Annotated in this window: 12 protein-coding genes and 1 riboswitch; of the genes, 11 read left to right on the top strand and 1 reads right to left on the bottom strand. The window is 55.9% G+C overall.

Annotation, left to right across the window (positions count from 1 at the left end; genetic code table 11):
- Positions 1-165: 165 nt before the first annotated feature.
- The 4 genes from K2F33_RS14390 to K2F33_RS14405 all read left to right on the top strand — a co-directional run bounded on the left by K2F33_RS14390 (position 166) and on the right by K2F33_RS14405 (position 5,407).
- The gene (locus K2F33_RS14390) at positions 166-2,217 is read left to right on the top strand and encodes a peptidoglycan D,D-transpeptidase FtsI family protein (RefSeq protein WP_263882072.1); all 2,052 of its coding nucleotides are present in this window, start codon (positions 166-168) and stop codon (positions 2,215-2,217) included.
- Between the two features lie 244 nt (positions 2,218-2,461).
- Positions 2,462-3,208, top strand: a complete 747-nt coding sequence (locus K2F33_RS14395; RefSeq protein ID WP_263882073.1) for a Cof-type HAD-IIB family hydrolase — start codon at positions 2,462-2,464, stop codon at positions 3,206-3,208.
- A gap of 9 nt (positions 3,209-3,217) precedes the next feature.
- Entirely contained in the window at positions 3,218-3,703 is a 486-nt protein-coding gene (locus K2F33_RS14400; RefSeq protein WP_076173695.1) for a DUF456 domain-containing protein, read from the top strand.
- 69 nt (positions 3,704-3,772) lie between these two features.
- Complete coding sequence (locus K2F33_RS14405) at positions 3,773-5,407, top strand: putative polysaccharide biosynthesis protein (protein ID WP_076173697.1); 1,635 nt, start codon at positions 3,773-3,775, stop codon at positions 5,405-5,407.
- A gap of 32 nt (positions 5,408-5,439) precedes the next feature.
- Here K2F33_RS14405 and K2F33_RS14410 read toward each other — a convergent pair whose 3' ends face one another.
- Positions 5,440-6,816: a DUF2515 domain-containing protein gene (locus K2F33_RS14410; protein WP_263882074.1), complete on the bottom strand. Its 1,377-nt coding sequence runs from the start codon at positions 6,814-6,816 to the stop codon at positions 5,440-5,442.
- Positions 6,817-6,956: 140 nt separating this feature from the next.
- On the opposite strand from K2F33_RS14410, the gene K2F33_RS14415 reads away from it, so the two are divergent.
- From K2F33_RS14415 to K2F33_RS14445, 7 genes are all read left to right on the top strand, one after another.
- Entirely contained in the window at positions 6,957-7,301 is a 345-nt protein-coding gene (locus K2F33_RS14415) for a thioredoxin family protein (RefSeq protein ID WP_076173701.1), read from the top strand.
- A gap of 310 nt (positions 7,302-7,611) precedes the next feature.
- A complete protein-coding gene (locus tag K2F33_RS14420) occupies positions 7,612-8,607 on the top strand; it encodes a COX15/CtaA family protein (RefSeq protein ID WP_089548469.1) in 996 nt (331 codons plus the stop codon).
- Between the two features lie 101 nt (positions 8,608-8,708).
- Positions 8,709-10,475, top strand: a complete 1,767-nt coding sequence (locus K2F33_RS14425; RefSeq protein ID WP_263882075.1) for a UbiD family decarboxylase — start codon at positions 8,709-8,711, stop codon at positions 10,473-10,475.
- A 24-nt stretch (positions 10,476-10,499) separates the two neighbouring features.
- Positions 10,500-11,219 (top strand): Cthe_2314 family HEPN domain-containing protein, encoded by a 720-nt coding sequence (locus K2F33_RS14430; RefSeq protein WP_076173708.1) that lies wholly within the window; start codon positions 10,500-10,502, stop codon positions 11,217-11,219.
- An 89-nt stretch (positions 11,220-11,308) separates the two neighbouring features.
- Positions 11,309-11,444, top strand: a riboswitch (SAM riboswitch).
- Between the two features lie 153 nt (positions 11,445-11,597).
- Complete coding sequence (locus tag K2F33_RS14435; protein ID WP_263882076.1) at positions 11,598-12,614, top strand: methionine ABC transporter ATP-binding protein; 1,017 nt, start codon at positions 11,598-11,600, stop codon at positions 12,612-12,614.
- Positions 12,614-13,282, top strand: a complete 669-nt coding sequence (locus tag K2F33_RS14440) for a methionine ABC transporter permease (protein ID WP_089548466.1) — start codon at positions 12,614-12,616, stop codon at positions 13,280-13,282. The genes K2F33_RS14435 and K2F33_RS14440 overlap by 1 nt, the downstream gene beginning before the upstream one ends.
- Before the next feature lie 138 nt (positions 13,283-13,420).
- Positions 13,421-14,269, top strand: a complete 849-nt coding sequence (locus K2F33_RS14445) for a MetQ/NlpA family ABC transporter substrate-binding protein (protein WP_089548465.1) — start codon at positions 13,421-13,423, stop codon at positions 14,267-14,269.
- Positions 14,270-14,381 lie beyond the last annotated feature (112 nt).

Below are 14,381 nucleotides of genomic sequence, written 5' to 3' on the forward strand. Positions count from 1 at the left end.
AGACCGACCCGATTTTCCGGGCGGTCTTTTTCTGTTGTTCTTAAAAAAGTAACAGCATCCTTATATCCCAACCCAGGGGAAGAGCGAAAGATGTCGAATGCATGCCTTTTATGCTAGAATAATAAAGGTCGTTTTACATAGGTCAGACAGGAAGGAGGAATGCTGGTGAGCGACTATACGACGGACCATGCGCAGGAAGGTCCGAAGAAAGGGAAAAACAGCTTTAACCTGCGGATTAACCTGTTCTTTTTCAGTACGTTTATTATTTTCTGTGTCATCATTATCCGGCTCGCCATTCTGCAGTTTGTGGAGGGGCCGACGCTGACGGAGAAGGAGTCCAGCAACATCGTCAAGGATGTGCCGCTGCCTCCGGTCCGGGGAACAATTTACGACGCTTCGGGCGTGAAGCTGGCTTATTCCACGCCGACCCAGTCGCTGTATCTTACCTTGATGAAGGACTACAGCGAGAAGAACGGGAAGAAGAACCGTCCGGAAGCCGAAAAAATGGCAGAAGACCTGCTGGAAGTGTTCAATAAATACGGCGATCCGAACGGCGAGAAAATGACCAAGCAGGATATCATAGATGCAATGGATCTGGATTACAAGAAATATTCGGGTTATTCACCACGGCGGATCAAGATGGATTTGTCGGACAAGGAAATCGCCTACTTCTCGGAACATAAGTCTGATTTCCCGGGTATCGCGATCGAAGAGGAAAGCATCCGGCATTATGACCCCGACACCGTGGCGGTGCAGACGATCGGGTACATCCGGACCTTTAAGGGATCCAAAAGTTTGACCAAGTACAAGACGATCGACGAGCAGCAGCGCAGCGGCGATGCGCAGGCCGACCCGGGCCTGATTTACACCGAACCCGAGTTTGTCGGTTACGATGGCCTGGAGCTGATGTATCAGGACGATCTGCGCGGCAAGAACGGATACAAGAAGGTGCCGATCGATCCCCGCAACATGCCGGAGGGCGTGGAGGATATCGTGCCTCCGGAGAAGGGGCACAACATCTACAGCACGATCAACAAGGAAGTTCAGCTGCAGACGGAGCAGGCCATTACCGAGCAGTTGAGCTGGCTCCACTCGCATCCGGTTTCGGGCAAGCTGCATCCGAACGCGACGACGGGATTCGCCGTCGCGATGGAAGTGAAGACGGGCAACATCGTCGCCATGGCCAGCATGCCGGACTACGATACGAACGTGTGGCAGTCAGGCAGCATCTCGCCGGAGAACTGGGATAAGATTCAGAATATTTACCAGAACGGCACGATCCGTTCCTTTAACCCAGGGAAATCCGGCAGCCATCCGGAATCAGTCGTGCTGCTCGGTTCCACGATGAAGCCGCTCAGCGTCCTGATCGGACTGAAGGAAGGCTTGATTCGAACAAACACCTACTATAACGATACGGGTGCGGCATACTTCGGTAAAGAAGGCCACCAGACCCGCGTACAGAACTCCCAGGGCCACGTATACGGCGGGATGGACCCGGCGCGTGCGATCGAGAAGTCGTCCAACGCGTTTATGGTCGACGAGATCGGGAAAAAGCTGTATGAAAAATACGGCTCCAAAGCCATCCAAGTATGGGACAGCTACATGACTTCGTTTGGCCTTGGGGTCAGCACGGGCAGTGGTCTGCCAGGTGAATGGGAGGGCCGCAAGGAGTACATGGATGTTAAAGCAGCTGGTTCAGCCCAGGCGGCCATGGCCTATGCTTCCTTCGGGCAGCAGGGGAAATACACGACGCTGCAGCTCGCCCAATACGCCGCCATGCTGGCTAACGAAGGCAAGCGGCTGAAGCCGCAGCTCGTCAGCAAGATCACCGACGACAAAGGCAACATCCTTAAAACGTTCAAGCCGGAAGTGCTGAACACCGTCAATTTCAGCCAGTCGTACTGGGATGAAATCAAGCGCGGGATGAAGAGTGACGTTTCCTCCTTTGAAGGCTTCCCTTACAGCTTTGCCCGGAAGACGGGGACATCGACCCAGAGCGTCGGCGGCAAGCTGATCGATAACGGGGTGTTTATCGCATTTGCTCCGAAGGAAAATCCGGTTCTGGCCATTGCGGTTATGATCCCGGAAGGGGGCTTCGGCTCGCAGAGCGCCGCGCCGATCGCGCGTAAAATTTTCGACGCGTACGACGAGGTGTACGGACTGGACGGCGTTCCGAAAGGCAAGAAGGAAACGACCGACGGTCAAAGCAACCCATAATAAAGTCAGGCAGTGCCTGCAAGGCCGTGGGATCCATCGGTGCTTGCGGTAAACTGGCTGATCGCAGGCAGGCAGTGACACGGGACTTTCCCCGGCTGCCTGCTTTTTTAATGATAGACCTGTCCAGCAATGTAAGTGCCGCCGCAAATCCTTTTTGTGAGGTCCCGGTCCTTGTGGTAAAATGTCCGTATGTCTGTGTCAAAACGGAAAGAAAAGCGCTGGAACAAGGACAGGGGGAAACGGCATGAGTACGAAATACAAGTTACTCGCACTGGATATGGACGGAACGCTGCTGACCGATGAGCAGAACATTTCAAAGGAAACGGCGCAGTGGATCCGCAAGGCATCGAAGCACGGCGTGCATGTGTGCCTGTCGACAGGACGGGCGTTTATGAGCGCCCTGCCTTATGGGGAAGAGCTCGGGCTGACCACGCCCATGATTACGGTAAACGGCAGCGAAGTATGGCGTGCCCCGCATGAGCTTCACCTGCGCTCATTGATGGATGTGGAGCTGGTGAAGGCGATGCACGACATCGCGGTGGAAGAGGACTGCTGGTACTGGGCCTATTCTGTTGAGCAGTTGTACAATAAGGATCATTGGACGGATGACGTCGAAGGCAAGGAATGGCTCAAATTCGGCTACCATACAGAGGATGACGAAGCGAGACACCGGATACTCATGAAGCTGCAGGATATGGGCGGCCTTGAAATTACTAACTCCTCGCCGTTTAATCTGGAGATCAACCCGGAAGGCTTGAACAAGGCTGCGGGCATTGCGGAAGTGTGCAAGCTGCTGGGCCTGACAATGTCTGAAGTCATTGCGGTCGGAGACAGCATGAACGATCTGGCGGCGATCCAGCAGGCCGGACTCGGCGTAGCTATGGGCAACGCGCAGCAGGTCGTGAAAGATACAGCCGATTATATTACGTCAAGCAACAACGATGACGGAATCGCTGAGGTTATCCAAAAATTCATTTTTGACGAGGAGTGAGCATAGGCGATGGCTGTGCTTGGCTGGATTTTGGTCATTGCGCTGTTCGCAATCGGCTTGGCCGGCGCCGTGTACCCGATACTGCCGGGGGCGCTGGCTATCTTTTTTGCCTTTTTTGTGTATGGCTGGTTTTTTACGTTTTCCCATTTCAACACCTGGTTCTGGATCATCCAGGGCCTCATCATCGTGGTGCTGTTCGTAGCCGATTATGCCGTCGGCGCCTGGGGAACGAAGAAATTCGGCGGCTCCAGGCTGTCGGTCATACTAAGCACCATCGGGGCCATCATCGGGCCGTTCGTCATCCCGGCCTTCGGACTTGTGATCGGACCGTTTGTAGGCGCGTTTGTGGGAGAGCTTATCAACGGATCGTCCCCGTCAAAAGCGGTGAAAGTAGGCTTCGGGACGCTTGTGGGCCTGTTCAGCAGCATGGTGATGAAAGTGATCCTGCAAATCGTCATGATCATCGTATTTTTCGTATGGATCGTGTTTTTCTAATGAGAAGATAACGCACGGGCGGTCACCCGTCCGGGGTTGTGCTTGCTGGGGAAAGAAGGGGAATAGGGTTTGGCGAAGAAAGAATCATTTATTAGAGGCACGCTCATTCTGGCTGCCGCCGCGCTGGTGGCGCGCGTGCTCGGACTGGTGCAGCGGGTTCCGCTGGATCACCTGTTTAATGACATAGGCAAGGCCTCGTTTACGATTTCGAACAATGTCTATTTGCTGCTGCTGACCGTGGCAACGGCAGGCATTCCGAGTACGCTGAGCAAAATGGTATCCGAGCGCTATGCGCTGAAGAAGCCGGCGGAAGCGCAGCGCGTGTACCACGCAGCGCTTATTTTCGCCGCGGCGGCGGGCGTCATCATCACCATTCTGCTGTACGTGCTCGCACCGTATTATGCGACCTACGTTTCCAAAGTGCCGGAAGCGTCGCTCGCCATCCGCGCACTGGCACCGGCGCTGCTGCTGTTTCCGGCGATCGCGATGATGCGCGGATACTTCCAGGGCCGCGGCAACATGACCGCGGGCGGCATTTCGCAAATCGTCGAGCAGTTCGCCCGGGTCGGCACTGCGATCCTGCTGGCTTACATTCTGCTGAAAAGTGGATATGAGGACAGCTGGGTAGCGGCCGGCGCTTCTTTTGGGGGCGTGCTCGGCAGCATCGGCGCGTTTGCCGTCATGCTGTATTACACCGTCAAGATTCGCAAGCAGGACCGGGCACTGATGCTGGAAGCCGGTCCGGATTCGCATCTGCCGATGGGACAGATTTACAAGGATATCTTTACGATCTCCATTCCGATCGTGCTGTCATCGATGACCGTGCCGGTGGTCAACTTTATCGACTCGTCGATCGTCAATCCGCTCCTGATCGGCCGGATCGGCGAAGCGAAAGCGACACAGCTGCTCGGGATTCTCGGACAGCGCGCGCAGAGCGTGGCCGGCATCCCGCCGATTCTGGCCATCGCCCTCAGCACCTCGCTGATTCCGGTCATTTCGGCCGCTTTCGCCCGGAAGGACGAAGCGCATCTGAAGCAGCAGATCACGCTTGCGCTGCGCATCTCGATCCTGACCGGCATGCCGATCGTCATCGCCCTCTGCGTGGCGTCATATTCGATCAACGGCCTGCTGTTCAGCAGCCTGGACGGCAGCGGACTGATCATGCTGCTGACGTTCGGCACGATCTTCCAGATTACGATGATGACGACCAACTCGATCCTGCTGGGCGTCGGCAAAGCGTACCTGACGGTCATCAGCGTGATGATGGGCATAATCATTAAGCTCCTTGGAAGCCTTATTCTCGCTCCATGGCTTGGCATTTACGGCATCATCGCCGCGACGGGACTCTGCTTCCTCGTCATTACGTGGCTGAATCTGCGCGTCATGAAAAAAATCGTGCCGTTCTCCATTCTGGGGAAACGCTGGCGTGGTTTTCTCATTACCGTGATCGTCACCAGCGCCGTTGGATACGGGCTTAACGCCGCGGGCGATCAGCTCGTCCACATTTTGCCGGACAGGCTGGCGTTCCTGATCACCTGCCTGGTGGTTGGCGTCGTGGTCGTGGTGCTGTATCTGGCACTGCTGGTCATGCTCGGCGTGCTCCGCCAGCAGGAGCTGTCCAGCTATCCGCGTATCCTGCAGAAGGCGCTGCGTCCGCTGATGCGCCTGCAGCCGTCCCGGTTGAAATCGCAGGAACGGGGTTAATACGGTCCGTACCGCCTCAGTTTATAGACAAGCTAATACGTTGAAGTCACAGCCCTCCCGACATCGTGCGTGAGGGCTGTTTTTTGCAGCGCGTTCCGGTGGGCATGCGTCATTTCGATCATCAAGGGCCGTCTCGGCCGGCTTACGTAATGAATCGCATCCTCGTTTTTGAACCAGTCATACCGCGGGATCGGTTCGCTGTACAGGTCATGCCACACGTCGTGCAGGAGCGGGCTGTACAGGCGCCGGCCGCCGGGGAGCCATCCCGGCTTCATCAGCTCGACACTTTCCAGCGGGGAGTTTAGCGCGTTTTTCTTGTCATGGGTAAACAGCTGCGGCCAATATTCGCTCCGTGAACCGCGATGCTCGACGACTGAAGCGAACGAGTGCACGCCGGACAATACATCCTCGTAACCGAACAGAGTGGCGTAAAGCGCTTTGCCGAAGGCAATCCTCTCGTTCAGGCTGGAGAACTGCTCCAGAATGAGTCCGACCATGGAATCGGCGGCGTAGCCGGCTGACTCGCGGATCCGGGACTTTTCTTCGGGGGTATGGAACACGTCGGCTTCGAGCTCCGGGATATGCGGCAGCATCGGGAAGACGACTTGATTCATCTGAAATTTGCTGTGCATGGAAAATGCTTTTTTACGGAGGACCCGGCTTTGATAATAACCGTTCTGCACGACGCGGCCCTCAATATAGTTTTGTTCATTGATGATCAGCCCGATGGCAAGCAGGGCGCTGTCCCGTTCAATCCAGAAGCGGTCCCAGAACGGGCTCATGAACGCCGATACGCCAAAGCTCGGGAGCAGGTGAAACAAGCTCCGTCCAAGGCGCCGGCTGTGACTGTACAGCAGAAGCTGGGGGTAGGCGTCCTGAAAAATGAGCGCGTTGCACCGCTCCAGCATCCGGTACAGGTCTTCCCGGGCGGAAGGCTCCATCAGATCGGACATGAGTCCGCCCTTCAGGTCGCTCATATTCCAGCCGGCGTTCCGCGACACCATGTGGGCCAAAAAGGACCAATGGAGCTCGGGATACTCCCGGTAGCAATCGTAATAGGCCTTCGTCCGCGTAATGTTGCTGCGGTTCGCCTCCCGGGTGCGGGTCCGGATCGTATGTAGAATGTCCTGCTCTTCCTGGGAGCGGGCATTCGTATCCCGGGGATAAGCCAGGTGGTTGCGCATTTCCCGCATCCGGCCGATGTCGCCGGCCATCCGGTCCAGCTGGTCGCGGATACTCTGGGCGGACGTCTCCTTCCAGTCGAGCGGCCGGCGGCGGCGGGTCAGCTGCCGCGAGGCTTTCCAGCCGGCGGCTTTGCCGCGGGCGACCTCGGCGGCCGTCTTCGGCAGGGCCGACATGATCCGGATCCAGGCGGGTACAAGGGTGCGCTGTGCAGATGTTACCGGCATGACCGCATCCTCCTTTCTTGTAAACCTCACATTACTTTCAGTATGGCTAAAAAATTTGACTTCCACTCGGTATTTTGATTCACTAAGAGAAGAAATGGACAAGAATTGGACAAGATATGGGATAGAAAGGGCGGATATCCATGCAAAAAATTACTTCTCAAGCCGAATTTCAAGTCGCAATCCAGTCTCCGAGACTGACCGTAGCCGTATTTAAAGCGGATTGGTGCTCGGACTGCAAATTTATGGACCCGTTTATGCCGGACGTGGAAACGAAATTTTCGAACGATCTGACGCTTGTCGAAGTGGACGTGGATCAAGTCGGCGACCTCAGCCAGGAGCTGAACATTTTGGGCATACCAAGCTTTGTGGCCTTTTCGGACGGCCGGGAGCTGGTGCGGCTGGTAAACAAGCTTCGCAAATCTCGCGAAGAAATCGAGGGATTCCTGAATACGGCGCTGGACGTATACAGAACGATTCATAAATAAGCTCATTCGCACCGCTCTTGCCGCACAGAGGCATTTGAGGCGGTGCTTTTCTCTTTAGAGAGCAGCTTCATGGCATGGCTGTACGGAACCGAAGGTATTCGGGTTTCACTACCATTTGGCCGAACCGGCAGCGAAGCAAAGGCCCCACTTCGTGGGGCTGTTTCATTTATCCGACATTTCTCCGACATTTTGTCACAAAGTGGCGGTGATGTATGTCAAGGAATCAGGTATAATAGATGAGATTGGTAAAATATTGAGGTACCTGTCTTCAGTAGTAAAGTTTTTATTATGAGCAGCAGGTGAGAGAATTTTGAATACCAGACAATTGAAATGGCTTAGTTATTTAACGTTTGTCGTGATGTTTTTTGCGACGTTCGGCGGAACCGTGGTCACCAAGACCGATTCCGGACTCGGATGCGGGCATGAATGGCCGCTGTGTCACGGTGAGTTCGTTCCGGCGCATACCATCGCCTCATTAATTGAATATTCGCACCGGCTGGTCAGCGGGCTGGCAGGGCTTACAGCGGTCGCGGTGGTGGTCGCCTTCCATCTGTTCGCCAAGAACCGGCGTGACCTGCGCACGTATTCGGTGTTGACCCTTATTTTCGTATTGGTTCAGGCTGTCATGGGGGCAATGGCCGTCGTGTATGACCAGTCCTCGGCCGTGCTTGCCTTCCACTTCGGTTTCTCGCTGATCGCATTTGCCAGCTCGCTGATGCTGGCCTTAGGCGCCCGAAGGATGGACAAACTGGGCGAGGCTTCGTACCCGTCCGGCGGTACGTCGCGCGTCAGTGCGACCTTCCGCGGCTATACATGGGCCGTGACCATCTACTCCTATATCGTCGTTTATATCGGAGCATATGTCAGCCACACCAACTCGGCGGGGGGGTGCCTGGGATGGCCGCTGTGCAACGGGAAGTTCATTCCCGAGCTGTCCGGAGGGGTGACTATCGCGTTTATCCACCGGATCGCGGCACTGCTGCTGCTGATCGCCATCGCCGTACTGGCCGTCTGCGGCTACCGGCTGAACCGGGGGAACCGGGAGCTGCAGGGCCTCGGCATCGCCGCGGTAACGCTGTGCCTGATGCAGGTGTTCAGCGGGGCGGCGATCGTGTCGACGCTGAACAAGCCGGAGGTATACATCTTTTCCGCGCTGCTGCACAATCTGCTGATTTCGTCTCTGTTCGGCGTGCTCTGTTATTTGAGCGTCCGCGTCTGGCAGACCGGAAGGGCGACGCTTCAGCAGCCGAAGTCCGCTTCGGCCGCCCGGGGAATCGGCTTTGAGCCGCAGGGCGGCAAACGATGAACTGAATACCGCTGCACATCCAAAGTCCGCGAAGTGATTCGAGGGCTTTGTTTGTAAGTTTATTTATTATTTTTTGGCTTATTCTGGAGAGGAATGATCGTGTGAGCTATCAAAATTTACGCCAATGGCTCGAAGCCTTGCGCAAGGAAAATGACCTGAAAGTGATCGAGGCTCCCGTGGATCCGTATCTGGAGCTGGCGGAGATCCACCGCCGGGTCATCGACGAACAGGGGCCGGCGCTGCTGTTTACGAATGTACAGGGGACTCCGTTTCCCGTGGCTACGAATCTGTTCGGTACCAGCCGGCGCGTAGACATGGCGTTCGGACCGCGTCCGGAGGAGCTGATGAAGTCCCTGGTGGGTGCGCTCGATACGATGCTTCCGCCGACGCTGTCGGCGCTGTGGAATGAACGCGGCCTGATCAAGGACATTCTAAAGGTAGGCATGAAAACCGTACCGATGGGCGATGCCCCTGTGCTCGGTGTCTCCCGCAGCGACCAGCCGCTGAAAGACCTGCCGCGGGTCACAAGCTGGCAGGAAGACGGCGGCCCGTTCATTACGCTGCCTCTTGTTTATACGGAGAGCCCATCGCGGCCCAAGGACCACAATCTGGGCATGTACCGCATGCAGATTTATGACAACCAGACGACCGGTATTCACTGGCAGATCCACAAGGGCGGCGGCTTCCATTACCACGAAGCCGAGCAGCGCGGCGAAGCGCTGCGCATGACGACGTTCCTCGGCGGACCGCCGGCCCTGATCGCGTCGGCGATTGCGCCGGGCCCGGAAATGCTGCCCGAGCTGCTGCTCACGTCCATGATTCTCGGCGAAAAGCTGCCGATGGTGGAAAATCCGCTCGGCGGGCACCGGATTCCGGCGGAAGCCGAGTTTGCGATCAGCGGCCTCGTCCCGCCGTTCGAACGGCGTCCGGAAGGCCCGTTCGGGGACCATTACGGGTATTACTCCCTGATGCATGACTTTCCGGTCTTTCACGTCAACCATATGTGGCACCGCAAGGACGCCATTTATCCGGCGACGATCGTAGGCAAGCCGCGGCAGGAGGACTATTTCATGGGCGAATTTCTGCAGCGTCTGCTGTCGCCGGCCTTCCCGCTCGTCATGCCTTCGATCAAGTCGCTGTGGACATATGCCGAGACGGGTTTCCATGCCCTTGCTTCGGCTATAGTCCGCGTCAGTTACTCCCGCGAGGCGCTCGTATCCGCCTTCCGGATGCTGGGTGAAGGTCAGCTGTCCCTGACCAAATTCCTGATCCTGACCGACCAGCCGGTCGATCTCGAGAACGCCAGCGAGCTGCTGGAAACGGTCCTTGCGCGGTTTAACCCGGCCGTCGATCTGTTTATATTTAATAAGACATCCCACGATACGCTCGATTACACCGGACGCAAGCTGAACCACGGCAGCAAAGCCGTGCTGATGGGGATCGGGGAGCCGGTTCGCGAGCTGCCGCGTGCTTATGAGGAGGGGCCGATCGCGGAGATCGAACAGATGGTTCCTTACTGCGGAGGCTGCCTCCTTGTCTCAGGCGCTGGGTACGAGGACGAGCCGGAGCTGCCGGAGCGCCTGCTGCAGCGGCTGCAGGAGAAGGGAACCGAATGGCCGCTCGTCCTTCTGGTGGACGATGCCCGCCAGACGGCAGCCGACCAGACGTCCTTCCTGTGGACGGTGTTTACGCGCTTCAACCCGGCCACGGACATCTATGCGGGTGCCGAAGTGCGGAATCATCATCTGTCGTACCGCCTGCCGATTGTAGTGGATGCACGCATGAAAACCGGGTATCCGGACGAACTGATTCCGCGGGAGGATATCGTCAAGAAGGTGGATGAACGCTGGAACAGTTATTTTGCGTAAATACTGATCAGGGAGAGAATGCCGATGCTGCGAACGCTGCTTGGAGAGATGCCCCGCCAAAATAACGGGCTGCTCGAAGATGCCATCGAAACGATGGTGGAGACGATCCATTTGCTCCAGAACGAGATCGAAAAGAATGAGGATCCCAGCCATGATTACCGCAAACTGGAGATATGGACACGCGGTTTGGTGTCTTCCCTGGATGAATTGGAGCAGAGCTGGTATGCCGCTTCCTTTTTCCGTCAATCGGTCAAGGCCGGTTATGTAGATGACATGACGATTGAGGAGCAGGCCGAGTACGCCAGGTACGTATATTTCTATAAAAACGGATTTATCCGCGTGTTTTCCGTTCTGGACAAGCTCGGAACGGTGCTCAATGATCTGTTCGATCTGAACACGCAGAAGAACAAACCGCATTTTTCCTATTTTACGGTGCTCCGGCAGTTTCACTACATGAAAACCCATGAAGGCCTGGCCGGGCAGCTGTCAGAGATCAAGGACGAATACAAGAGCGCCCTGAACGTGCTGCGCAAACGGCGCAATGCGGAGGTTCATTACATGAACTCCGAGATGCAGGATGACTTGTGGCAGCGGCACCAAGGTCTTAAGGATAAGGTCGAGCTGGAGGATCTGGACCAGCATTTGAGCGAGCTGAAGCAGGGGCTGGACATGGTATGCAAGTCGCTCTCGGCATCCTTTCATTACGCCAACAAGCTGTGGAAAAAGGAAGGCATGCATCCATAAAGGGATACAACAAATTTCCTTTTGACAAAGTGCGCAAATATATCTATACTGTAAAAATGAAAACACGTCATCATTAATTTCATAATCTTTTCTTATCGAGAGAGGCGGAGGGACAGGCCCGATGAAGCCCGGCAACCGATTTGAGCACGGCATCCGCCGTTACTTGAATGTCATGGTGCTAATTCCTACAAGCTGCAGCTTAAGCTGCGGGTTGGCAGATGAGAAGGCAGCGACTTTTACAAATAAGGGAGCCCCTTTTCTGATTCTGTCAGAGGGGCTTTTTATTTTGCCTGGATTCGATAGAATAGACTGGTCATTTAGATAGATTATGTGAACCCTATTCGGGTAGGATAGGGGGAAGAGAGGGGGGCCCTTCGGTTGATCGAACTGAAGCAGCTGACGAAAAGGTACGGCCAAGGGGCAAAGGCGACGGAGGCTTTGTCCGGGCTGAACCTCAGCATTCATAAAGGAGAAATTTTTGGCGTGATCGGCCACTCGGGCGCAGGGAAGAGCACCTTGATCCGGTGCATGAACCTGCTGGAACGCCCGACCTCCGGAGAAGTATGGGTAGGCGGCGTTAACCTGACGGGCCTGAGCAAGCAGCGGCTGCAGAACGAACGGCGGAAGATCGGGATGATTTTTCAGCATTTCAATCTGCTGAGCTCGGCGACGGTGTATGACAACATCGCCTTTCCGCTCCGGTTGGCCCGTAAGGGCAAGGCGGAGGTGGAGGCCAAAGTTAACGAGCTGATTGCGCTGGTCGGGCTGGAAGCCCACTGCAATAAATATCCGGCCCAGTTGTCGGGAGGCCAGAAGCAGAGGGTGGGCATCGCCCGCGCGCTGGCCAGCGATCCGCAGGTGCTGCTGTGCGACGAAGCGACTTCGGCACTCGATCCGCAGACGACGGATTCGATCCTGAAGCTTCTGCTGGACATTAACCAGAGGTTTAATCTGACGATCGTCCTGATCACCCATGAGATGCACGTCATCCAGAGCATCTGCGACCGGGTGGCCGTGATCCATCAAGGCGGCATCGTTGAAGAGGGGGCGGTCACGGACGTATTCCTGAAGCCGCAGCACCCCGTGACCAAGGATTTTGTCCGCGGGGAGCAGAGCCAGGGCGAACCGCTTGAGCTGGCTGCCCAGGCTTCCGGAACGGGTCCGGCGCAGGCCGTGAAAATTACGTTTCTCGGCAGCAAAACGTACGAGTCCATCCTGTCCCGGACCGTGCGCGAGACGGGGGCGGATTTCGCCATCCTGCAGGGCACCATTTCCACCATTAAAGATACCCCGTACGGGCAGCTGATCGTCCGCTTTGAGGGCGGACGGGATCAGATCGATGCGACGCTCGCGAAGCTGAGCGAGCAGGGGCTTGACGTGGAGGTGATGAACTGATGTGGGGTTTGGATTTTTCCTCGGTTGACTGGAACGAGATCGGCGTAGCCACTCTGGATACGCTGAAAATGCTCGGGGCTTCCGCGGTGTTCACCTTTATCCTCGGTCTTCCGATCGGCATCTTGCTGTTTATGGCATCGCGCTCGACGACAGGCTGGGTGCGTGCCGTTTATGCGGTCATTTCCTTTATCGTGAACATCCTCCGTTCGGTCCCGTTTATCATCCTGATCGTCGCCCTGATCCCGGTCACGAAAGCGATCGTCGGCGTCACCTTCGGGGTGCTGGGGACGATTCCGCCGCTGGTGATCGCCGCTGCGCCGTTCTTCGCCAGACTGGTGGAAACATCGCTGCGTGAAGTGGACCGTGGCGTAATCGAGGCGGCGCATTCGATGGGCGCTTCGACCTGGCAGGTCATTACGCGGGTGCTGCTGCCCGAAGCAAGACCGGGCCTGCTGGCCGGAATTACGATTACGGTCGTGACACTCGTATCCTATACGGCGATGTCGGGAATGGTTGGCGGCGGCGGTCTCGGCGATTTGGCCATCCGCTACGGTTATTACCGCTATGAAACGACCGTCATGATTATTTCCGTCATCTTCATGATCGTGCTGGTACAGCTGCTGCAAATGGCGGGCGACCGGCTGGTGCGTCACTTTACCAGAAAGTAAGGCGTACAACGTGTTTGGCTCACAGTCATGCATCCGGATCACCGGATTTGACCTGGAAAGGCAAGGCAGGTAACATCAAAGCACTGCCTTTCTAATATAAATCATATTATTCTTATGAATTTAAGGGGGATTTATTCAATGAAAAAATGGCTCGTTTCTTTTCTGACCTTGGCCCTGGTTGTCGTGCTCGCCGCGTGCGGCAGCAAGCCGAATAACAGCAGCAGCGATGCTGCGGGCGAATCCACGGACAAACCGGCTGCAGCCGAAACGGTTACACTGACGGTTGGCGCAACGGCGAAGCCTCATGCCGAAATTTTGAAGCATATCCAGCCTGCGCTTGAAAAAGAGGGCGTGAAGCTCGTCATCAAAGAGTTTTCCGATTATGTGCAGCCGAACGTGCAGACGTTCCAGAAACAGCTCGACGCTAACTTTTTCCAGCATCAGCCTTACCTCGACAATGAAAACAAACAGCGCAAGATGGACCTTGTTCCGGTAGTAGGCGTTCACTTGGAGCCGCTTGGTGCTTATTCCAAGAAGGTGAAAAGCGCTGACGAAATTCCGGACGGCGCAACCGTCGGCATTCCGAACGATGCGACAAACGGCGGCCGCGCGCTCAGCCTGCTGGCCAAACAAGGCTTGATTACTTTGAAGGATCCGAATAAAGTAGAATCTACGGTGAAGGACATTACCGCCAATCCGAAAAACCTGAAAATCAAGGAAGTCGATGCAGCAATGCTGCCGCGTCAGCTGAGCGAATTCGATCTGGCCGTCATCAACACCAACTACGCGCTGGAAGCCAGCCTTGATCCAACGAAAGACGCGCTCTTCATCGAAGGCAAAGACAGCCCTTATGTTAACATCCTGGTGGCCCGTCCGGACAACAAAGACTCCGACGCCATCAAGAAGCTGGCTGCTGCCCTGACTTCCGACGACGTGAAGAAGTTCATCGAAGACACGTATAAAGGTGCCGTTATCCCGGCATTCTAAAGCCTGCGAAATGCGCAGCACAGCCGCAAGGGGTTCATCCCCTGCGGCTTTTTTATTTGCATCTGCGTCGGGCAACCATTTTTTATTTGGCTCGCTTTTCCTCGCGGCCCAG

Source organism: Paenibacillus sp. PSB04 (genome assembly GCF_025809195.1).
GTDB classification, from domain to species: domain Bacteria; phylum Bacillota; class Bacilli; order Paenibacillales; family Paenibacillaceae; genus Paenibacillus_AQ; species Paenibacillus_AQ favisporus.